Raw genomic sequence first — 22,027 nt, 5'->3', positions numbered from 1 at the left:
ACAGCATTCAATTTCAATCGCATATGGCACATTTTCTCGCATTTAACAATAAAATTAGATCTTCTATTTGACATTTTTCCCATCATATGCGATTTCTGGCCTAAATTGGTGAACAAGCTGAACACCTATTAACGAACCATTGCTCAATGGGAGGAAATCCAAATGGCTAAACCAACACTTGAAGAAATGACTCAGGAAATGCGCAAGCGCGTCGGTGAAGACAGCGGCTTTGGGCACACCGTAAAATTCAACTTTGGCGACGAAGGCGTCATCTATATTGATGCCAAAAATGTCCCTCATATCGTTTCGAATGAAGACAATGACGCCGAAACAATCGTAAACATCAAATTTGGGGATTTCTGCAAGATTTCTGACGGCAGCAAAGACCCAACCGAAGCCTTTATGGCTGGCCGGATGACGATCGACGGAAACGTTGACGCAGGCTGGAAGCTCGGCTCGATCATCGGACCCGACCGGGCTTGAGTGGAAATTAGTTGAAACCCAACATGGGACGTTAGCGAATGAGCACAGACAGCACCCAACTAACTATTGCGCCACCTGATCCGGATCGCCCGCCTATGGCGTCGAACGCATTCCATGCAGCTCGGACAGCAAATACGACACTTACAACCCCGTTCCCTTATGTGACGGACGAATGCCTTGTTCCTGGTATCGCCTTGTTCCAAGGCGATCTGGGGGATGATGGCATGGGCCATTTCCATCACACGAACTCAGTTGATGAGACCTTCCTTTGCCTGGCTTCCAAGGGCTCGGCGGTCAGAACTGGTACACTGATGGTTGGTCCACGTAGCCACCACGTTGGGTCATTCTTTGAGAACGAGAGAGACCCGGAAAACGTGATGCTGATGATCGTTGTTCAACGTCAATCAGCAGAAGGTATACGTCAGCATGAAGGTCTGACCTTCCATTGCCACAAGTGCCAGAATGTTATGCTGGATCACGAATTCGACGTTGAGAATTACAACGAAATCCGCGGCCCTGTGCCTGGGTACTTTGCTCCGCTGGAAACGCTGCTCAAGAGCTATGAATTCGGCAAAGAGTACAACGATGACCCAGAAGTTCGGAAATGTTCCAAATGTGGGCACGAGCACAACCTGTTCCCGATGCACGTCTGGGGTTGGACGAGCTACCATACAAACTACGAAGCCAGTGAGCATTGCCGCGATTTGCTCATCGAAGCGACGTCCGCTTGAATTTAGCGAGGAGACAGAAAGATGCCACGTAGGCGATTTCATCAAACCTATCAACTCGCTCAGCAGATCGGCTGCTATGACGAGTATCCAGCAATCTCTGAAGGTGTCGACCCGCAGGTCAATATCAGCCGAAGCGACCGCATTCAGCCGTTCCATCTGATTTGTGAAAAAGACACAATGATCGTACTGATGTCGGGCGCAGCCAAGGTTGAATTCCGCGACAGCAGCGTGAATTACGTCAAAGGCACGCCGGGTGAAATGATCTATGTTCCGGCCCGTACCCCGCATCGCGTCGTACCTTCGGAAGAGACCATCCATTATCGTTACAAAGCAGAGCATGCCGGTTTGGAGGCTGTTGCTTGGTATTGCGAGAAATGCTCATCAGAAGTTGCGCGCGTAACTTGGGATACGGCCGAGGAACTCCCTCAGGAGGCGTATCTGCGTGCGACCAACGCCTTTAACAGTGACAAAGACATGCGCACATGCGGCGACTGCGGCACCGAACATCCGCCGGTGGATACTACCGGCAACAGATGGCAGGCAATAGTCGACGAGTTAACGGCTGAAACAGACGACGATGACGACTGGTAGGTTGTGCTGCGATTAATTACCATCGGCGATCAGCAAATAGGAGAAAAGCTATATGACAACTGCAGATAAACTTTTATCAGTCATGAAGCTTTTCACCATTGAAGAACCGGAATGGACAGTGGAAGAGGCGACCAAACGTCTTTCCCTGTCCAGCAGCTCGACTTACCGCTACTTCAACAGTCTGAGTGCTTTCGGTCTGGTCGAGGCCTTGAACCCCGGCGTTTACACTCTTGGTCCGGCGATTATCGAATTCGACAGAATGATAAGGCGTCAGGATCAATTAGTGAAAACGGCAACGCCGATCATGCGTAAGCTGGTCGATCTGACGGGCGACAATGGTTCCGCATTGCTGTGCCGAAAGTATCGCCATCAGGTCATGTGTGTTCACTCGGAAGGGTTTGTCGATCCGGAAAAATCCCTTTCCTATGAGAGGGGCCGGCCTTTGGGGTTGTTTCTTGGCGCAGCATCCCGAGTTGTCCTTGCCTACATCCCTAGCAGAAACCTGAAAGCGATCTTTGCCGAACACGAGAAGGAAATCGAAGCTGCCGGTCTTGGGGCAACCTGGGAAGAGTTTCGTCGCAACTTGAAGCGTATCCGGTCCAACTCCATCGTAGTTGCGTATGGGCAGCTGGATCCAGGGAAGGTCGGAATCGCCGCACCTATATTCGCAGCAAACAAGTCTGTGATCGGCAGCATGACGCTTGTCTTGAACGAGCATGAAGTGAATTCGCAGATGGTCGAACGGCTATCAATTTATGTTCAGGCTGCAGCTCAGGAAGTAACCTTGGGTCTCTCAGCAGCCTTTATCGAAAAACAGTCCGGTTCGACCGGTTAAAAGAATGCAAAACCCAAATGACGGGTGCTGCGAAAGGATAGAAATGAACGATCATCCAGTTGTTGTTCTGGTCGCGTCTATGAGCGGCGTTGCAGAAATGGTCGCGGATGAAGTGGCCGATAAGCTTGTTGAAACCGGGTACAAAGCCCGCGTTGTCCGCATGGAAAAAGCATCACAAAAAATGCTGGATGCACGCGATACCTATGTGATCTGCAGTTCGACATATGGCACTGGTGAAGTGCCGGACAACGGCAAAGAGTTTCACGAGTTCCTGACAAAAGATCGCCCCGATCTGTCGTCTGTGCGCTATGGCGTCATTGCTTTGGGAAGCATGGATTATCCACAGACATTCTGCGGTGGCGGCAAAGCCTTTGATGCAACCTTCGCTGAATTGGGTGCCAAGCGGCTGGTAGATCGCATGGAACATGATGCGAAATCCGGCGTCTATCCTGAAGAAGCCGCGCTGGACTGGATCGACGGTTGGGTCGCGGCACTATCCAAAGAAATGGCCTAAAAAACCGGGAACCTTGCACCTTGCGAGGTTCCCATACAACTTGTGAGGACGGCCTTCAGAAATCAGGTTTTGTCACGGCAGTTCCCGAAGCATTTCGCCAGGAAATGCAATGAATCTACGCCTCAAACATTTTGATACCGATACCTGCGTCAACAAGATTTCTGCGAATTTTGGTTCCCATAGCAACGGCACCAACAGTATCGCCATGCAAACACACCGTATCAACGCGACATGGAAGGCGTTTCCCGGTTTTGGTGATAACCGCCTGCTCTTTCAACATCATCATGATGCGCTCGGCGGCATAGTCGGCATCCTCCAAAACAGCGCCCGGTTGCCTGCGGTCTACCAAGGTTCCGTCATTTTCGTAAGCGCGGTCAGCGTAGACCTCGCCTACCCATGAGCAATCCAGTTCCTTCACTGCCTGCTCCATCGCAGTTGATGCAATCGCCATGAGTATGATTTCGGGCTGAACTTTCAACGCGGCCTCAAAGCAGGTTCTGGCAATATTGATGTCTTCCGACGCCATGTTTCCCAAGGCACCATGCAGCTTAAGGTGTCGAACTTTTCCACCCGACAGTAGCGCCATCGCCTGCGCCGCACCCAGCTGATATCCAATCATATTGGTCAGCTCATCCGAGGAAAAACTCATCCGACGGCGCCCGAATCCAGTCAGATCGGGAAAACCGGGATGTGCACCAATTCCGGTCCCTTTTTGGACCGCAATTTTCATGGTCTGGGCCATAATATTCTGATCTCCGGCGTGGAATCCGCAGGCGATGTTCGCAGATGAAACGATGTCCATCAGTGCAAGATCATCCCCCATTTTCCACGCACCAAAACCTTCGCCAAGATCCGAATTTAGATCAACCACATTAGTCATTATTGACAGGCCCTAATTCTTAGATGTCAGATTATTGAGTGTCTGAGGCAGCCACGCGGTTTCTCGAACCCACAATGAAGAAAGCAAGCACAGACAAGCCCACAATATCTGTCCAGATCGCGGAGGGAAACAAATCTGAAGGCAACAGACACAGCACCCCACAAAGCGTCAAAGTTAAGCGACCGATGAACCCCCTGACATGTTGGAAAAACCCAACGAAGCCAGCAGTTACCATGTAAATACCAACCAATGCTGTTGCTATTGACCAAAGTGCCTTCAGCAGATTGCCTTCCAAAATCAATCCGGGTGCAAACAGAAAAAGAAACGGGACCAAATAAGCCGGCCAAGCCAGCTTCATTGCCTCTTTGCTTGTCTCCCATGCTGATGACCCCGCGATATTCGCTGCGGCAAATGACGCCAGTGCAACAGGCGGAGTGATCATCGACATCAGCCCGAAATAGAACACGAAAAGATGTGCTGCCATCACTGGGACACCGAATTCGATCAAAGCCGGGGCGACCAGTGTCGCCAACAGAATGTAGACCCCAACAGTTGGCATCCCCATCCCCAAAACAATGGAAATCAACGCCGTGATCAAGGCGAGCACCAGCAGACTGCCACCGCTTGCGGTGATTATGTGCAGTGTCAAATTAAAGGCAAGGCCGGTGATATTCAGAATACCAATGATCAGTCCAGCAGCTGCACAGACAACAACCAGCCCGATAGCCGATTGGCCCGCAGACGCTATGGCCTGCCAAATCTGAATTGGCCTGATACGACGGCCTTTGTAGCCAAAAATCAAGCTGCCGACCAATAACACCACAATCGAAATGACCGCAGAACGCTCCGGTCTCATGTTCAGGGCGAACAGCGTATAAATCAGCACAACGAACGGTAAAATGAAGTGCCAACCCTGCTTGAGTGCCTCGCGGCCGCTCGGGATATCAGCTTCTTCAACCTGTGCCACCCCTCGCCTGGCCGCTGTCAGATCAACATTGATGAAAATAGCGCTGTAGTAGAGCAGAGCAGATGGCAAAGCCGCCAACATCACGGTCGAATAATCCACGCCAATAAAGTCGGCCATGATAAAGGCCGCGGCCCCCATCACAGGCGGCACCAGTTGCCCACCCGTAGACGCGACCGCCTCAACCGCGCCAGCATATCTTCCATTAAAACCAGCTTTTTTCATCATCGGGATCGTAACCACGCCCGTGCCGACGACATTTCCAACCGCTGATCCTGAAATAGATCCGAACAAAGCCGACGCCGAGACTGCTACTTTTGCTGGTCCACCCCTGAAACGACCCATCCCTGATAAAGCCAGGTCATTGAAAAAATCCGCGGCTCCACAGGCCGTCAGAAACTGACCGAACAACAGGTAGGGAACGACAATTACGACGGCGACTTTCAATGCTGCGCCAAGAATGCCGTTTGCATCCAGGCTCAGATAGATGACAAGTTCGTCCCAATAAGTAGGGCGGCTCTGGAGATCACCGGGGAGAAGATGCCCCCAGAGCCCGTAGGCTATGAAGACTAGCACTACGATTAGAATTCCGGTGCCCGCAGAACGCCGCAACAACAAAAGCAACCCACCCAGCAGAACGCAGCTGATCGCAACCAGCAAAGAGGGCACAAACGGAGCGTCCATCGAAAGCCGGACATAGTTCACCGCAACGTAGCCACCGGTAACAAGTGTGACCGCGGCCCACAGGACAACAATTCTGCGGGTGATCGGCCTGTCCGCGGTTTTCGCAAAACTTAAAATTCCAGAGGCGAGTGCGAGCGCGAAAGACGCGACCAATAATTGCGCATCATAGACGGACACCCCGACATAGCGATGCAGATTGGCAGCATAGATGACCGAGAGGGCCACGATCAGCCCTCTCAGCACCTGATTGGCTTGCTCCAAACGAGCGGTTTCGGATGTTCCAACCATGATTTATGTCAGCAGACGTTACTGCGACAAACCTGCTTTCTGATAATAGGTGGCCGCTGCCGGATGGTAGACGAGATCCCCCATATCAGGCGCCATTTTTTCCGGGTCGAACCGCGCGAAAGTTTTAAAGATACTCCGCACTTTTTCCGGATTCTGGTGAATGTATTCGACAATCGGGGCGATCGTTTCATCCGAAACATGCGCGCCTGCCAATAGCACATAATCATAGAACATCATGTTCGTATCGACATCCACACCAGGGGCCGATCCTGCGGCTACAGTGTCAATATATGCGGTCGGAACGAATTCGCGCACACCGGCGAGTGCCTCGGGTGTGTTCTCCAGCCCCAACCAACGGACTCCTATCGCGGCGTCCGCTTCGCGTGTCTTGCCCCCAGCAAGGGCAAAGAACGCAACTTCAGCGGTGCCGGAAATCAAGTCGTCGACGCCGTTTGGCACCGACGGTACATTGTCGAGCTGCATCTCATCGATGCTTAAACCGCCGCCTGCAAGAATGGCGTCGACCTGTGGCCGAAGCGTCGGTTGTGCGGTGTATCCATAGGTGATCGTTTTGCCTTTGGCGTCTGAGACCATGGCCATGTCGGTGTCTTTGTTAACCATGAAACCATAGGCGGACCCACCCATGGCTGCAACGATGCGCAAATTACCTAGCTGTCGCCCTTCGAAGGCACCTGTACCACCCGCGGCGGCAGAAAAGTCAGGGCTGGGAGCAAGCAGCAAATCCAAGCGGGCATTATCGACCAGAGGCATTGTTTGGCCTGATCCCCCAAACGATTGCACTCGAATATCGTACCCAAGCTCATCGGCCAGAAGTTTTGCGAAACCAGCATTGGCCGCATAATTCTGTGATCCCTGTTTACTGGCTCCGATCCCCAAGCTTTGTGCGCTGGCAACTGTGCCAAGCGTCGCAATACCCAAGGCAAGAATTGCCATCCGGTTGATCTTACTGAACATAAAAATCCCTCCCTGTCAGGGTTGGCTCTTGGCTCATGCGGCAAAAGACGAGTGTTTTTAGGCTCTTAAAGTTTGCCAATGGTTTTGGGCGAGCAAAGCCAACCTCTATGGTGGGGATGATTTTTAGCAGAATTTCTATATAAAAATAATACAATACACGGCATATTACATATCATATAAAGTATACTTATCTATTCAATTCGCTCAGCCAAGGCTGAAGCACGCCTGCCACGCGCCCCTTTCAACTTGAGGGACAGGAGGTTGCGCACCGACCCAGGCAAGTCGATGGCTGGTCAAACAACCAGCCTTCTCATTAGGTTACACTGCGGGCTGCGAAAGCCCCAGAAGTGACCGCGCTTCTGTCCAGGTTGCCACTGGGCGGCCGTGATTATGACAAATCTCTGCAGTTCGGGCCACCAAAGCGGCATTTGATGGGGCAAGTGTGTTTCGATCAAGTCGGACATTGTCCTCAAGCCCGGTTCTTGCATGACCGCCGGCCGCAATCGACCATTCGTTCAGTTCAAGCTGATGCCTTCCAATCCCGGCTGCACACCATTCCGCGTCCGGGGCAAGCCTTTGCATTGTTTTCACATAGTAATTGAAGACATTCTTGTCGGCCGGCATTGAGTTTTTCACACCCATCACGAACTGCACGTAAAGCTTGCCCGGAAGCTTACCTGCGTTACTCATGGCGACAGCCTGGTGAATATGGCTCAGATCGAACGCCTCGATCTCTGCGGTAATTTCGTATTTCGTCATTTCCGCAGCCAGCCAATCGACCAGATCGGGTGGATTGTCGTAGGTCCGAGTTGGAAAGTTTGTCGATCCAACGGACAAAGAGGCCATATCGGGACGCAACGGCAAACTGCCCCCGCGTTCATGTCCTGCGCCCGATCGTCCTCCGGTCGAGAACTGAACAATCATACCCGGGCAATGTTTGTTCAAACCTTCAAGCAACCGGCCGAATTTATCGGGATCCGAGGTAGGCGAGCCATCGTCATTGCGAACATGACAATGTGCGATCGTCGCCCCGGCTTCGAATGCAGCTTGTGTGCTTTCTATTTGCTCGGAGACCGTGATAGGCACCGCCGGGTTATCTGATTTTTGGGGCAAAGATCCTGTAATTGCCACACAAATAATACAAGGCTTTTGCGTCATTGGCTTAGGACTCCACCTTTTCTGGCACCATCACAAAGTCAAAAGGAGAACGCCAAACTGTATCACCGTCCTTATTTTCAACAAATGGGGCAACCAGCGTCGCCTTTACGCCGAAAACCGCATCAGACTTGAGGTATTCATCTTCGCCAACAAAGGTATGCGTCACGATTTTCTCATGGCCAGGCGCCGTCACCATGTAATGCATATGCGCAGGGCGGAAGGGGTGGCGATCGAGCTTGATCAGAAGTTTTCCAACCGGCCCATCATGGGGGATCGGATATGACACCGGCTTAATCCCCTTGAAGTGGTAGCACCCATCCGGGCCAGTCGTGAAGACACCCCGATTGTTCCACTTGGGCTGAATACCGGGTTGCTGAACGTCGTAGAAACCATCTTCGTTGTCGCACCAGACATCGATACGCGCACCTTCGATCGGGTTTCCTTCAAGGTCCAAGACCCGCCCCTCAAACAGGCAAGACTGTCCCTTGCCGTCCAATGAGATGTCGGCACCCATTTCGTATTCAGGGGCGTTTTCGACATGGAATGGGCCAAACACCGTGTTCTCGGTTGCGCCTTTCGGGCGTCGGTTATTGATTGCGTCTGTCAGCATCGAGAAACCCATGACATCGCTCAACAAGATAAATTCCTGCCGGTTTTCGTCACAGATTTGACCGGTTGCCGTAAGGAAATCGATTGCGATGTCCCACTCGTCCTGACGCAATTCGACGTCCTTGGCAAAAGCATGCAAATGCTTGATCAATGCACCCCAAATCTGTGCCAGACGGGCATCGGCATTTGAACCATTGCGCCCAAGCACGGCCTCAACAGATGACTCTTCAGTGAAATAGTCGATTTTGGAAAGATCAACCAAATTTGACATGGGTATACCTCTATATTTGTGTGTGTCAGCGCGCTTGGTTTTCTTCCGGGGGCAGCTGTCGCAGAGACAAAAGCTCAATTCCGGTTTTTTCAGTGAACAGCCCCCACAATCCGCGCCGGGCGAATAGCATCACGGCAATCCCGAGACAGCCCAGAACGATCAGATAGACCGTGCCATAATCAGCAAGGGCCCGTTGCAGGAAATAGAACACGATCACACCGATGATCGGTCCCGGCAGTGTTCCGATTCCACCAATCACGGTTATAAAGATCACGAAAGCGGTCCAATCCACCACCGAGAATGCCGCCTCGGGTGTAACCCGTGTAATCTGAATGAACAGAAGTGCACCGCAAAGACCGGTACCAAAAGCCGTCAGCATGAACACCCAAGCTTTCAGACGCGTAGGATTTACACCGACTGACCGGGCAGCCTCTTCGTTGTCGCGCAGCGATTGCAGGCCCAGGCCCATTCGTGACTTTAGGAAAAGATACGCCGCAATAAGGGTTGCAAGGGCCAGGGTCAGTGCTAGCCAATAGGTCAAAGCGTCAGATGCGGCGGATGAACTACCACCCAACCAACTTTTGATCTCAGGCACGCCAAACATGGTTTTTGTGGTGCCTTTCGGCAATGAGGTGCCGGTACCGCCGCCAAGTGCTTTCCATTGGGCAAAGCAAAGGCGCGTTATCTCTGCGATGACCCATGTTCCGATGGCAAAATAGGCCCCGGCCAACCGGAATGAAAAGAAGGCCATTGGAATTGCCAGGATCATGGCAGTGATACCTCCAACGGCGATGCCAATCAGAGGATCCAGACCCAGCAGGATAACGCAGGCGAACATGGCATATGCACCAACGCCGACAAAAGCCTGCTGGCCCACGGATACCAACCCGGCAAATCCTGCAAGCAGATTCCAATTCTGCGCCAGGATCAAAAGCGTCAGCACGCCAAACAGATCTTGCACCAAGGCCCGGGAGCCAATGACAGGCACGAGAAACAAAAGTACGATGCCAGCAAGGCCAAAAAGCTGAAGCAAGCGGGTCATATTCTTTTGATCAGACACTGCGGGTACCTCAGTCTTTGGAACGTGGGAAAAGTCCGCGGGGGCGAACGAGAAGGACAGCGACAAATGCGATATGTCCCGACAGAATTTGCCATTCGGGGTTGATGGAAGCGCCCAAAGCCTGAGCGACACCGATAATCACCCCACCAGCCAAAGTGCCCCAAAGCGAGCCAAGCCCACCAATGATCACCGCCTCAAATGCGTAAAGAAGGCGTGCGGGGCCAATGCTGGGATCGAAATTGGCGCGAATGCCAAGATACAAGGCTGCAATCGTGGCAACTACCATCGCAATACCTGTAGCGACTGCAAAGACGTTATTGGGGCGGATCCCCATCAGACCCACGGTCTCGCGGTCGTCCGAAGTGGCTCGGAATGCACGCCCAAGCTTGGTTCTGTAGAAGATCTGGTTCAGCGCAAAGATAACCACAACAGCGGATACAAAGGTCAGCAAAGGCATCACCCCAACGGTAACCGGCCCCAGCGCCAAAGACTGTGCCTCGATGGGCCCGGCTGTCAGTTTCTGACTATCCGCTGTGAATATTTCCAGCAAACCATTCTGAATCACCACAGACAGGCCGAAAGTCACCAGCAAGGGCGGCAGGATATCGTCCCCCAGCACACGGTTCAGCAAATAGGTTTGCAGCCCCCACCCCACAGCAAACATGATAGGAAACGCGAGGATCACGGCAACAAACGGGCCGAGATTCAGAGCCGTGCCGATGGACAAAATGACAAATGCTGCCAGTACAATCAGATCACCATGTGCCAAGTTGACAAGGCGCATAACGCCAAACACCAGGCTAAGCCCGGCAGCGAACAGAGCATATAGGCCACCAAGCAAAATGCCCTGAATGAGTGTGTCGACTAAGATCATGCGCTTACCCCGAAATACGCGTTGTGAATCTCTTCTCGCGACAACTCGTCGGGCGTGCCCTGTAACGTCACGCGACCTTCCATCATGCAAAACACCCGGTCTGCAACTTTCATCGCTTGCCCAATATCTTGCTCAACGACGACAACAGAGGCTCCGCGCTCTTTGATCGTCGGGAACGAAGCATAGATTTCTTTGATGACAACAGGTGCCAGCCCAAGGCTGAGTTCGTCACAGAGCAAAAGATCCGGGTTTGACATCAACGCCCGACCAATCGCTACCATTTGCTGCTGACCACCGGATAATGCGGTACCCGGATGATCCCGGCGGTCCTTCAGTGCAGGAACGACTTCGTAAACACTCTCAAGGTTCCAGACCCCATTTCCGGTTCTGGTATGTGCCCCGATCAGAAGGTTTTCTTCCACCGTGAGAGAGGGAAACAACCGTCGCCCTTCCGGGACCATGGAAATCCCCCGCTCCAGCACCTCTGGTGCAGAGAGGTCACCAATGCTCTCACCCCGAAGTTTGATTGCGTCCGGTTTGTTCTTCAATAGACCCGTGATGGCATGCATCAGTGTGGATTTTCCTGCACCGTTCGCACCGATGATGGCAATCGTTTCGCCCTGCTTGATGTCGATATCGACACCAAACAGGGCCTGGAAATCACCGTAGTGAGCCGTAAGTCCGTGAGTGGATAATAGTGGCTCAGTCATACTTCAATCCCCAGATAGATTTCTCGGACCGCAGGGGCGTTCATGACCTCGTCAACCCCTCCGACCATGAGATTCTTACCGAAATTCAACACCATAAGACGATCGACAACCGAGTTGAGAGCATGCAGCACATGTTCAATCCAGATGATCGACGTACCCTGACTGTGGATGTTCTTGATCGTCTTGATCAGATCGACACACTCACCGTCGGTTAGACCTCCGGCAATTTCATCCAACAAGATCAGCTTTGGCGAGGTCGCCATAGCCCGCGCCAATTCCAGGCGCTTGCGCTGCAACAGTGATAGACCACCCGCCAAATCGCGTGCGCATGATTCAAGGCCGGTTTCAGACAAAATGGACATGCAAAATGTCCCTGCCTCGTATCCCCGATGTTCTCCTCCGAACTGGGCGGCAACCATCAAGTTTTCGTAGACACTTAAATGCGCAAAAGGTTGTGGAATTTGGAACGACCGCCCGACCCCGGCATGAACTCTTTCCATGGGTGTCCGCTGAGTAACGTCCACACCCTCAAGAAAGACCTGCCCTTCATCCGGTTTGATGTTCCCGGCAATCAGATTGAACAGGGTCGACTTCCCTGCCCCGTTGGGCCCGATAATTCCCAGAGCTTCCCCTGCCTGAACGTCCAGAGACACATCGTCCGTAACCTTCAAAGCCCCAAACGATTTGGATACTGATTTGAGTGTCAGGATAGACATTCGAATCTCCGAACAAAAGGAATTGGCACCGGGCCCGATTGGCCCGATGCTCAAAGGCGCTAGTTGAGGGTTTCGAGCGTACCGTCGAGCGGGATCTCGGGCGCGTTGCTGTTCTCAACGATCAGAAGTTCGAAATCACCACTGTCCTGGCGGCGCCACTGGCCACCGACCAGAGGTGTCTTGGCCACGTTTTTCTGCGCAAATGGTGGCAGGTTGTCTTTGCCCCAACCGATATGGCCAACCACTGTTTCCAGATCGGTGCTGGCAATCGCTTCAGCCAATGCATCTCCGTCTGTTGGGTCTTCGGTGCGCTGAATTGCGCTGGCCGCAACTTCGAAAAGGGCGTGTGTAAAGCCGACGGGTTGCGTCCATTTGCGCTTAGCCGCTGTTTCGAAACCGGCGGCTAGCTCAGCGCTTGTTTCACCAGTCAGTGACGATTTGAAGGGGAACGAAGGAGTCCAGTAGACTTCGCAGGTCAAGTTGTTCCCGAGATCGCCAAGTTGCTGAACGCTTTCGGGGAACAACAATGCCTTGGCGATCGAAGCCATCTTTGGATTATAGCCCTGCTGTTTCGCCTGAGTCCAAAACGTGGTGAAATCCGGAGGGATCGGAATGCCCGTGAAAATTTCCGCGTTCGCATTTTTATAAGCGTTGATCTGCGCGCTGAAATCATCGGTCAGGTTTTGGTACCGACCCGGATCGATCAGCTGATATCCTGCAGCCGCTGCAGCCGGTGGCATGCCAACATCACTTGCCCAGGCGTTCCCGTCCCCATCATTGGGCCACAGCGCCCCTAGTACCTTGTTGCTTTCAATGCTGTTCCACATGTTCAGGAACACGGACACGTTGTCTTCCAGCCCCCAGAAGAAGTGGTAGACATAGTCGAATTCCTGCCAGCTGGACGGATCACCCGGATTGCCTTGCTGACCGATGAACCACGGCTGCCACGGAGCCACAGAAGAAATCACCGGGATTTCTTCGGCTTCTGCAATGGTGCAGACAGGGTTTGTAGTTTCAGGTGTCGATGCGACACAGATCAGATTGACCTCATCGCGGACAATCAATTCGCGCGCAACTTCGGCCGCACGGTTGGGATTGGATTGGCTGTCCTTGACGATCACTTCAACATTCAGACCGCTTGCGGCACTGTTCTTGATGAATTGTTCGATGACATAGTTGTCAGCCTCGGAAAATGCGCTGAGCGGGCCGGACTGCGGGCTGACATAGCCAATCTTAACCGTTCCGTTCTGGGCCAGGGCTGGCATCGCCAAGGCGGTGGCCCCGGCGGCCGCGCCTGTTTTCAGAAGTGTGCGTCGTGTCAGCATGTTGGTTTCCTCCCTGATGCATTTGACGGTATTTCAGGCTGTTACTCTGGTCGGCGACCTTCAAAGGCCTGCTGCAGCAATTCCCTGATAGGCTGACGTTCTATTGGGCGTGGATTCCAATAAGGATTCTGGGTCGCAATCTCGGTCGCGAGGTCCAGATCGACTGCTTTGACATTCAAATCGCGCAGTGCCAGCGGGGCATTCAGAGATTTCGCAAAATCCCACAATCCTCCGCCAATAGAACCACCGAACAGATCGGCGATCGGTTGCATCTCATCAACCGCAGCAGGCGCGTTATATGCGGCTGAGTGTGGCAACATGATCGCGTGCGTTTCCGCATGCGGCAGATCAAATGTCCCGCCCAGTGTGTGGCAAATCTTGTGGTGCAAAGCCATGCCCACAGTCCCCAGGACCGCGCCACAAAGCCAGGCACCATACAGTGCTTCGCTGCGTGCTTCGATGTTTTTTGGGTTCTCCACAATGCCGGGCAGAGCGTCTCGTAGCGCGCGAACACCTTCCGCTGCCATAAGCGAGGTCACCGGGTTGCGGTTTTCAGCGTAAACAGCCTCGACCGCATGCGCCATCGCATTCAGCCCCGACGTTACGCTCATGCCTACGGGCAGACCCACGGTCAATTCGGGATCATAAATCACAACTTCGGGCAGGATCTTGGCGTGACGGACAGTTGTCTTCAGTCCATTTTCAGTCTGCCCGAGGATCGGCGTGACCTCTGATCCCGCGTAAGTGGTTGCAATCACGACCTGAGGGGTATCATTGCGATAGGCGATTGCCTTGCCGAGGCCGATAGTGGACCCTCCGCCCAAGGCAATAACACAGTCAGAATTCGCTGCTTCATAGGCAGCCATGGCTTTCTCAGTAACATCCACAGGCGTATGCATGGCCGCCTGTGAGAACACCCCAACGGCAAGTGAGCCCAGATCCGCAGCCAGTTTTTCAGCGTCATTCGCCTGAAATGGCGTCGACAAAACCAGTGCGCGGCTACAGCCCAGGCTGCTAACTTCTGCCGCGACATTGGTCGATGCTCCCAGCCCGAATACGATCCGCGCTGGATTTGCGTTGTAGGTAAACCCTGAAAACATGGCGCCCAACCTCACTCGGCGGCTACGGCGACGGCCGTATCCAGGTGCAATGCTGACATGACCTTGTCAAAACGAGATTGGAGATTTTCCGGTGTGTTGGCGGTAATAGCCACGTAAAAATCAGGACGTACCAAGACATATTTCGCGTCGATGTCTTCCAACCAGGCCTTATAGGTCCCTTCGGTGTCGACAACATCATGCTGACCGCCTGGTGCACCAATCTGAACGCCGAAGCCTTCCAATTTTCCTAGTTGCTCACGCTGGGTTTCAGTCAATGCTGCAATCGGGTCCGCCTCATAACCGATCAGAACCCAACCCCGACCAACGGCCTGGTCAAAGCGACCGTTGTTTCCATTGTATTCGACAACGCCTTGCACAGAAAGTTCACCGGCATGAGCGCTTTCATCACACCAGACACCCTCGCCCAGATGGCAGATATCTGTCGGTACCGGCTGATTGTTCCGATGTTTCAGATCGGCGATCATACGCGCGTCGCGGTCAATCGCTTCCTTCTCATCACTGATACAGATGATGCTGCCCAGCTCCTGGCTGAAGTTGATGTAGTGTTTGGCGTGCTCAATGCGTTCTGAGGAGTAGCTTTCCAGCACTTCAATCCCGGTCTTACCCTCAAGAATGGCATTCAGACGCCAGCCCATCGCCACTGCATCGCGCAAACCAGCGCACATCCCTTCGCCAGCAAAAGGCGGCATCAGGTGTGCAGCGTCACCGCCGATGAGGCACCGGCCGCTATGCCATTTCTTGGCCCAGCGGGCCTGAAAGCGATAGACTGCAGCGCGTTCCAATTCAGAGTTTTCCGGGGTCAGCCCCCAGGGCTTCAACAACCTCCAGGCATTTTCCTCTTTCTGAACTTCTTCCACGGACTCACCAGGGAGAACCATGAATTCCCAACGTCGGCGATCCGGGCCACCTTCGACAGGGCCGGGCCCGCCTGGCACAATCGTTGTTGGGCGCTTTGGATCGCACAGCTGCCACTGCGCCGGATCTTCCGGGCGTGAGGCGCAATAGTCGAACTGCGGGACCATATCCAGGATGAGCCAATCGAAGAAGTAACCCTTGTCTTCGTTCTCGATACCTAAGCTTTCGCGTACGAAACTGTTCGCGCCATCGGTTCCAACGGCGAATTTTGCGCGAATGACTTTGCGTTCTCCGTCGGGCCCAAATTCTTCGGGGTTTTGCTTAAGCGACAGCGACACGCCAGTGCTATCCTGATCCAGAGCAACGCCGTCCCAACCGCGCAAGATTGTTACGTCGGGGATTTCACCGGCAATCTTCAGCAAGCGCTTTTCAAGCAGCGGCTGGTTGAACCAGTAACGCACACGCCAGCCGCTGGCTGATTGGCTCTGCCAGTCAACAATCTGCAGGTTCTGACCATCCCGGTTGCGCCAGTAATACAACTCATCATGACAGTTGATCGCTGAATCGGTTTCAGAATCGATTCCAAGGGACGCCAGAATGCGGGCAATCTCGTGGTCGTATGTAACCGCACGCGGCAGGCCGTAATGCGTGGACCACCGCTCAACCAGAGTGACCTTCTTCCCCTTCTGGCCCAGCAGAATGGCCAGCATGGTGCCAACCGGACCAGCACCTACAATTGCAACATCAGTATCGAAATCACTGTTGGTCGCGGGATGGGTCATCTTTGTCTCCTCCTAAGCCCTTAGCCGTTCAACCAGAGCCCTTAAACGGGCTGGGACGGCCAAAAAGTTACCTCTTCTTGACGCTAGATCGTTTTCGAATACTCGTCAAGTTTGGATACTATTCGTTATTGGAGGCCACTCTTTCCAGTGAAGGTGAGAAATATTATTGTTTGTTTATCGTAAGTTATGATCGCATTCCGGCGTTTTAGGGTGAGATCCAAAAATACGACAGAAGCAATCCATAGGCTTCAACTTTCCCAATGGTTGTGAAAGAAGTTGTGGCAAAATTCAAAATTGAATATGATTCGATTATTGTCAGGCGGAACTCAAAATGAGCGAAATGATCCCCGTTAAGGAGGGCCGAGTTGCAAAGCGTCAGCGTCGAAATAAACAGGCGCTGATTGGGGCTGCTCGTGAAATCATGTCCGAGCGCGGCGTCGATGCCGCGACCATGTTGGAGATTGCCGAAAAGGCAGATGTCGGCGCTGGCACAGTCTATAGCTATTTCAAATCGAAAGACGAATTGGCAATCGCCGTTTTGGAAACCCTGATGCATGATCTGGCGTTGAGGATCGAAGAGGTCACGGACACGTTCGACGACCCCGCCCAGGTCTACGCCTTTGGTATTAGAACCGTGCTCGATACAGCAACAGGCGACACGCACTGGAAACAGCTTTTGCACAGATCTGAGGTCATATCAGACACGATGTTCCGGATGATGGGTCCCTTCGCCATTCGCGACTTGAGGCGGGCCTCACAGGCCGGTCGATTTCAGGTCTCTGATGCCGAGCTGGTCTGGAGGTTGACCACACATGCCCTGATTGGTGCCGCCCTTGCGATAACCAATGACAATGTCCCTCACAGCAGCAAAAGCCAAATCATCACCCAACTTTTGTGCATGACGGGAATTGGCAAGAATGCAGCGGTTGAGCTGGCTGCGCGTCCACGTCCGGAAATCAGTGGTCAATAGCACCTACGCTTCAACGCCTACTGCCCAAGCATGAGGTTCGGCAGCCACAAGGTCAACGCAGGGAAGAACACGACCAGGGCCAGCAAGACAGCCAATGCGATTAGGAACACTCCGGCTTCACGCACGACCTGGCCAACTCTGGCACCAGACTGGGCAGCGGTTACGAACAGCAAAATGCCAACAGGTGGAGTAACCAGACCAATCGCACCGGCCAGGACCACCACAAGTCCAAACTGAACTATATCCACCCCCGTCATGATCGCTGTGGGTGCCACAATCGGGGCCACAACGATTGTGATGATCACCGGGTCCAGTACCGTCCCCAGAATCAGCATAAAAACCGCCACAAGAGCCAAAAACATTGTCGGAGTGGGCTGAATCCCATTCATCATTGAAACGAATTGCGCCCCAACCCCCATGCGTGCGGTGATCCAGATGAATGCACCGGACACACTGACGATGATCAGGACCTTGGCGCTGTCAATCGCAGCACCCCCAAGCGCCGCACAAAAGCTGCGCAGCGTCGTCTCGCGATATATGAGAAGTGAGACAATTATCGAATACAGTACGGCAATCGAACCAATTTCTGAAACAGTTGCGAAGCCAGATACCATCCCTCCAATGACGACAACTGGCAGGATCAGCGCAAGGATACTGCGCCGCAATGCGACCCAAACCGCACGCCAGCCCTGCCAACGCTGAGCGGGATATCCGCGCTTGATCGAAACGACGATCGATACGCCCAAAAGGAAAATCCCCATGAGAATCCCCGGCAAAATCGCAGCCACGAAAAGTCGCGTGATATCTGCACCCGTAAACAGCGCAAAAACGACCATCGGAATTGAGGGGGGAATGACAATTCCGATGGTCGCAGAGGCTGCAGTCACCGCCGCCGCGTAGGCAGGGCTATACCCATCGCGTTTCATTGCGGGGATCATTACTGATCCAACTGCGGCGACATCAGCTATGGCAGAGCCTGAGATACCGGCGAAAATCATGCTCGACCCGATATTGGCATGGCTCAATCCACCCCGGATATGCGCCAACAGAGTCCGGGCGAGATCCAGCAATCGCGCACTCATGCCTCCGGCGTTCATGATTGTGCCAACAGCCATGAAGTAGACCAGCGCCGTAAAGGCGGAATTGTCGAGGCCCTGAACCAATCCCTGCACCACGACCGAGGGGCGCATGATCGGTGCATAGACAAACGCAAAAGCTACGACCGAAAGTGCCATCGCATAAAACACCGGAAACCGTAGCAGCATCAGGACAATCATTACGGCTACGGTAAACGCAGTCTCTAACACGGCTTCAGTCCTTTTGAACGAGTGCCGTGATACTGACCAAGATCAGTAAAAACGACCCCACCATCACTGGAAAGAACTTCTGGTTTGCATGCGCGCCAGGTATTGATGTCAGATCAATCTGCGCATAGCGGGCCGCAGCCTCAGACGCGTGATACAACAGGAATCCACCGCTCACCGCCATGGAAAGCTGTAAAACAATTTGCCCCACCCTGCGCAGGGACCGGATGTTTGGCACAGGTATGAAATCGACGGATATATGCGAACGTTTCATCCACAACAGAGGGGCGCCCAGCCAAGCCAGCCACATCAACCCGATTGTTGAAACATCTCTTGCCCAAGGCAACCCCAGCGCAAAAAAGTAGCGCAGAATGACCTGCGTAGACTCCAGCAACACCAACCCGACCAAAAGCCCCCCCAGCACAGCCCGCAAAAACCATGTAAGGGAGGTGTCGATCTGTTTAGACCAATCAACGACGTGCAACATGAACCTCAGAGACCTTTGATCTGGTCGTACAACCCAGCGGGCCACATCTCTCCGTCAAGTTTTTCGATGACTGGGGCTATGGCCTCCTGAAAGGCCTCAATATCCGGCGTCGAAATCGTGACACCACGCTCCGCCGCAAGCGCCTGAGCGGCCTCCATCCGGGCTTCTCCGGCCGCGTTTATAGTCGCAGAAGTGACAGTTGCGGCTTCGGTCACCCAACCCTTTTGCTCCTCTGTAAGTGTGTCCCACTTTCCACCTGACATCCAAAGCCCCATGCCGGCATGGACGGTATTGATCGGCGCGTAATAGGGACTGGCCTCATCATAGCCCGCGTCAAGGTAGTCTACGAGACCTTGATCTTGGCCATCTACCGTTCCGGTTTTTAAAGCGATCATAAGTTCGGGCGACGGGATCGGTGTCGGCACCGCACCAAACGCTTCGTAAGTCGCTACGATGGCCGGGTGCATGGCCACACGCACCCTTTGGCCCGAAAGGTCTTCGGGTTTGACAACTTCAATATCACGGGTGGAAACCGCACGTGGATAGCGATCGCCAACATACCCGACATAATGAATTCCGGTCGCAGTGTCAGCGCGGTCCATCATGGCCTTGAACAGCTCGCTTTCTGTAAACCGGTGTAGATGCGCTTGATCTTCAAACAGATAAGGCGCGAAGAGCACTGAAAAGTCCGACGCTTCCTTCATGAAGCTGACGCCGACAAGTTCAAACAGATGCAGATCCAGATCACCGGCCCGCAATTGAGCCCAGTGATCCGGAATACCCCCCAGTGCGCCGCCGCCGACAATATCCACGGCAACCGTTCCGCCGGATAGGGTGTCCAGTGACTCGGCAAAAATCTCGGCACTTTCCTGAAACACCGAATTTGTTGGTGCGGTATGACCTAACAAAAGTGTGACATCTGCTGCATATGCAGCGCCTGCGCTTAACGTCAGTGATGCAATAGTACCGTTCATCAATCTCGCAAGCATTCCCATGAGTTTTCCCCTCCGTATTCGGTTTCAAACAACCCTGAATTAATCCAGTCGGCATCTCTCTGAACTGGACAGCCAATGGCGCGGTTGTTTCCGGGGCCGATCTCAGAATTCACATTGAGCGCATCAGAGATGTCGCAATCCTTGCAAGCTGACGGCACATCGATAGCGTTGGTCTACATTTCGAACCTATTAGCCAAAACGGCCCCCAATTCGGCTAACGATTGTAGCCTAATGTCGTAGAAAACATTGTGTGAAATACATAATTTTTGCCCCATTAATATCCTATTGGATATGTTTCAGAAAACTACAAAGAGGTTGCCGCAATGGAAATCCCGAGACAGCTCCCAAACCTAGTGAGCGAGGACAAGGCACTCAATCCAACCTGAGGAATCCGCCTTAGGTCGGTCATCCTGGCCAGGATGACGCATCGCGCTTGTCAAAAAAGATGCAAAACTTCGGTTTTTGTGCAGACTAGAAAAGAAACCGAAGGGAGAATGCGCATGTGCCAGGTATTTGCCGGTCAAGACCCGGAACGTTATGCGAGCGCAACGCGGCGCATTCGTATTAATGGCCAAAGCACGAGCATCAGACTCGAAAATGCATTTTGGCAAGTCATTGATACGATTGCGGATAATGACGGGATGACGACACCGGTTTTCATCTCGAAGCTGCATAGCGAAGTTCTGGAGCTTCGCGGAGAACCCGTTAATTTTACGTCGCTTTTACGCTGTGCCTGTTTGAAATTCATGGAGATTTCTACCCATGATGAACAGCCAGCGGTAGCCGCGGAATAGCCGCGGAGTTCTTAGAATATAAATTCTGCAGGGTAGTAAGCCTATACTACCTGCCTAGCCAATGATGGTCTGTAGACTGCTTCTGTCACAACAGAAGGGGGAAGCGGGCTTTGGCAAAAGCAATACACTCGATGATACGTGTTCTGAACGAGGCACGATCCGTCAGCTTCTACGGCACAGCATTCGGCCTCAAAGTTGCCGATCGTCTTGATTTCGAGAATTTTACGCTCGTTTATCTCAGCAACCCTGAAAGCAGTTTCGAGCTGGAACTGACCATCAACAAAGGCCAGACCGAAGCCTATGGGCTGGGAAATGGCTACGGCCATTTTGCGGTGTCTGTCGACAACCTTGATGAAGAACATGCGCGGTTCGAACGCGAAGGGTTATCTCCACGTAAGCTCGTCGAGTTTACCCCGGACGGCAGACTTGTCGGCCGCTTCTTCTTTGTCACCGACCCGGATGGCTATGAGATTGAAGTTCTCGAACGGTCTGGTCGCTTTCAGTAAAATCAAAGGGAGGAAAAGATGGAGAGTTTAAAACGCCGGAAGGGGCTGACACGTCGACAGCTTTTGTCTAATGCGACAGCAATAGGCGCGTCCTTCGTCGTCGGTGCAACATTCATCGCCGCACCAAACGCAGCCTGGGCCGTCGAAACGTCAGTTCTAAAGCCCGAGACATTTGCAACGCTGGTTCAGATGGCACGCGATATCTACCCGCACGACAAAGTGGGTGACGAATTCTACGTGATCGCGGTCAAAGGATATGACACCGACGAAGCCGCAGCATCTGTCGAGGCCGGTATTGACGCCCTGAACGCGGCTGCACAGGGCAAGGGATATGACAGCTACCTGGGCACCGGCTGGGAACGAGATCGCGTCGATATTCTGCGCAGCATGGAAGATAGCCCGTTTTTCCAGACAGTTCGCGGTGGTCTTGTGACCGGCCTTTACAACCAAAAAGCCGTTTGGCCAATTTTTGGGTATGAGGGCTCCTCTTTCGAGTTCGGGGGGTACATCGACCGAGGCTTCAACGACATCAACTGGCTTTAAAG

The 22,027-nt window shown here is 53.1% G+C and carries 24 protein-coding genes; 9 read left to right on the top strand and 15 right to left on the bottom strand.

The features are described from left to right. The first annotated feature begins 162 nt into the window (after nt 1-162). The 5 genes from AC2FH6_RS13345 to AC2FH6_RS13325 are packed head-to-tail and all read left to right on the top strand — an operon-like array spanning nt 163 to nt 3,154. Nucleotides 163-483 (top strand): SCP2 sterol-binding domain-containing protein, encoded by a 321-nt coding sequence (locus tag AC2FH6_RS13345; RefSeq protein ID WP_496702006.1) that lies wholly within the window; start codon nt 163-165, stop codon nt 481-483. 38 nt (nt 484-521) lie between these two features. Further along, a complete protein-coding gene (locus AC2FH6_RS13340; protein ID WP_496703072.1) occupies nt 522-1,214 on the top strand; it encodes a cupin domain-containing protein in 693 nt (230 codons plus the stop codon). Between the two features lie 21 nt (nt 1,215-1,235). Next, nucleotides 1,236-1,805, top strand: a complete 570-nt coding sequence (locus tag AC2FH6_RS13335) for a cupin domain-containing protein (protein ID WP_496702010.1) — start codon at nt 1,236-1,238, stop codon at nt 1,803-1,805. A gap of 52 nt (nt 1,806-1,857) precedes the next feature. After that, the gene (locus AC2FH6_RS13330; protein ID WP_496703070.1) at nt 1,858-2,640 is read left to right on the top strand and encodes an IclR family transcriptional regulator; all 783 of its coding nucleotides are present in this window, start codon (nt 1,858-1,860) and stop codon (nt 2,638-2,640) included. 43 nt (nt 2,641-2,683) lie between these two features. Continuing rightward, nucleotides 2,684-3,154: a flavodoxin domain-containing protein gene (locus AC2FH6_RS13325; protein ID WP_496702014.1), complete on the top strand. Its 471-nt coding sequence runs from the start codon at nt 2,684-2,686 to the stop codon at nt 3,152-3,154. Between the two features lie 115 nt (nt 3,155-3,269). Here AC2FH6_RS13325 and AC2FH6_RS13320 read toward each other — a convergent pair whose 3' ends face one another. The 12 genes from AC2FH6_RS13320 to mhpA form a co-directional block, all read right to left on the bottom strand. Then, entirely contained in the window at nt 3,270-4,034 is a 765-nt protein-coding gene (locus AC2FH6_RS13320) for a LamB/YcsF family protein (protein ID WP_496703067.1), read from the bottom strand. A gap of 31 nt (nt 4,035-4,065) precedes the next feature. After that, nucleotides 4,066-5,970, bottom strand: coding sequence for a TRAP transporter permease (locus AC2FH6_RS13315; protein ID WP_496703065.1), 1,905 nt, complete (start codon nt 5,968-5,970; stop codon nt 4,066-4,068). Nucleotides 5,971-5,988: 18 nt separating this feature from the next. After that, nucleotides 5,989-6,945: a TAXI family TRAP transporter solute-binding subunit gene (locus AC2FH6_RS13310; protein ID WP_496703063.1), complete on the bottom strand. Its 957-nt coding sequence runs from the start codon at nt 6,943-6,945 to the stop codon at nt 5,989-5,991. A 318-nt stretch (nt 6,946-7,263) separates the two neighbouring features. Continuing rightward, nucleotides 7,264-8,103 (bottom strand): 3-oxoadipate:acetyl-CoA acetyltransferase, encoded by an 840-nt coding sequence (locus AC2FH6_RS13305; protein WP_496703061.1) that lies wholly within the window; start codon nt 8,101-8,103, stop codon nt 7,264-7,266. A gap of 4 nt (nt 8,104-8,107) precedes the next feature. Then, complete coding sequence (locus tag AC2FH6_RS13300) at nt 8,108-8,983, bottom strand: dioxygenase family protein (protein WP_496703059.1); 876 nt, start codon at nt 8,981-8,983, stop codon at nt 8,108-8,110. Nucleotides 8,984-9,008: 25 nt separating this feature from the next. After that, nucleotides 9,009-10,043, bottom strand: a complete 1,035-nt coding sequence (locus AC2FH6_RS13295) for a branched-chain amino acid ABC transporter permease (RefSeq protein ID WP_496703057.1) — start codon at nt 10,041-10,043, stop codon at nt 9,009-9,011. Between the two features lie 10 nt (nt 10,044-10,053). Beyond that, on the bottom strand, nt 10,054-10,917 hold the full coding sequence (locus tag AC2FH6_RS13290) for a branched-chain amino acid ABC transporter permease (RefSeq protein WP_496703055.1): 864 nt from the start codon (nt 10,915-10,917) through the stop codon (nt 10,054-10,056). Then, the gene (locus tag AC2FH6_RS13285; RefSeq protein WP_496703053.1) at nt 10,914-11,627 is read right to left on the bottom strand and encodes an ABC transporter ATP-binding protein; all 714 of its coding nucleotides are present in this window, start codon (nt 11,625-11,627) and stop codon (nt 10,914-10,916) included. The genes AC2FH6_RS13290 and AC2FH6_RS13285 overlap by 4 nt, the downstream gene beginning before the upstream one ends. Continuing rightward, on the bottom strand, nt 11,624-12,343 hold the full coding sequence (locus AC2FH6_RS13280; RefSeq protein ID WP_496702032.1) for an ABC transporter ATP-binding protein: 720 nt from the start codon (nt 12,341-12,343) through the stop codon (nt 11,624-11,626). Before AC2FH6_RS13280 ends, AC2FH6_RS13285 begins: the two co-directional genes overlap by 4 nt. A 59-nt stretch (nt 12,344-12,402) precedes the next feature. Next, the gene (locus AC2FH6_RS13275; protein ID WP_496702034.1) at nt 12,403-13,668 is read right to left on the bottom strand and encodes an ABC transporter substrate-binding protein; all 1,266 of its coding nucleotides are present in this window, start codon (nt 13,666-13,668) and stop codon (nt 12,403-12,405) included. 41 nt (nt 13,669-13,709) lie between these two features. Further along, nucleotides 13,710-14,768, bottom strand: a complete 1,059-nt coding sequence (locus AC2FH6_RS13270; protein WP_496703050.1) for a maleylacetate reductase — start codon at nt 14,766-14,768, stop codon at nt 13,710-13,712. Nucleotides 14,769-14,779: 11 nt separating this feature from the next. Continuing rightward, entirely contained in the window at nt 14,780-16,426 is a 1,647-nt protein-coding gene (gene mhpA / locus AC2FH6_RS13265) for a bifunctional 3-(3-hydroxy-phenyl)propionate/3-hydroxycinnamic acid hydroxylase MhpA (RefSeq protein WP_496703048.1), read from the bottom strand. Nucleotides 16,427-16,757: 331 nt separating this feature from the next. Between mhpA and AC2FH6_RS13260 the strand changes: the two genes are divergently transcribed. Then, nucleotides 16,758-17,396, top strand: a complete 639-nt coding sequence (locus AC2FH6_RS13260) for a TetR/AcrR family transcriptional regulator (RefSeq protein ID WP_496702039.1) — start codon at nt 16,758-16,760, stop codon at nt 17,394-17,396. Nucleotides 17,397-17,413: 17 nt separating this feature from the next. Here the strand turns inward: AC2FH6_RS13260 and AC2FH6_RS13255 are convergent, their stop codons facing one another. From AC2FH6_RS13255 to AC2FH6_RS13245, 3 genes are read right to left on the bottom strand one after another with little or no spacing between them, the layout of a single operon-like run. Continuing rightward, complete coding sequence (locus tag AC2FH6_RS13255; protein ID WP_496703046.1) at nt 17,414-18,703, bottom strand: TRAP transporter large permease; 1,290 nt, start codon at nt 18,701-18,703, stop codon at nt 17,414-17,416. Between the two features lie 4 nt (nt 18,704-18,707). Beyond that, a complete protein-coding gene (locus AC2FH6_RS13250) occupies nt 18,708-19,187 on the bottom strand; it encodes a TRAP transporter small permease (protein WP_496703044.1) in 480 nt (159 codons plus the stop codon). 5 nt (nt 19,188-19,192) lie between these two features. Next, entirely contained in the window at nt 19,193-20,182 is a 990-nt protein-coding gene (locus tag AC2FH6_RS13245; RefSeq protein WP_496703042.1) for a TRAP transporter substrate-binding protein, read from the bottom strand. 500 nt (nt 20,183-20,682) lie between these two features. Here AC2FH6_RS13245 and AC2FH6_RS13240 point away from each other — a divergent pair, with 500 nt between their 5' ends. The 3 genes from AC2FH6_RS13240 (at nt 20,683) to AC2FH6_RS13230 (ending at nt 22,025) form a co-directional block, all read left to right on the top strand. After that, nucleotides 20,683-20,976, top strand: a complete 294-nt coding sequence (locus AC2FH6_RS13240) for a ribbon-helix-helix domain-containing protein (RefSeq protein ID WP_496697140.1) — start codon at nt 20,683-20,685, stop codon at nt 20,974-20,976. 110 nt (nt 20,977-21,086) lie between these two features. Next, nucleotides 21,087-21,482 carry a VOC family protein gene (locus tag AC2FH6_RS13235; RefSeq protein ID WP_496703040.1) on the top strand — a complete coding sequence of 132 codons (396 nt, stop codon included), beginning with the start codon at nt 21,087-21,089 and terminating at the stop codon, nt 21,480-21,482. Between the two features lie 18 nt (nt 21,483-21,500). Further along, nucleotides 21,501-22,025, top strand: coding sequence for a twin-arginine translocation signal domain-containing protein (locus AC2FH6_RS13230; RefSeq protein WP_496702048.1), 525 nt, complete (start codon nt 21,501-21,503; stop codon nt 22,023-22,025). Nucleotides 22,026-22,027 lie beyond the last annotated feature (2 nt).

This window comes from Ruegeria sp. CDSC045 (assembly GCF_059610725.1).
Note: the sequence above shows the minus strand (reverse complement) of the source record. Positions and strands in the feature narration are given on the sequence as shown.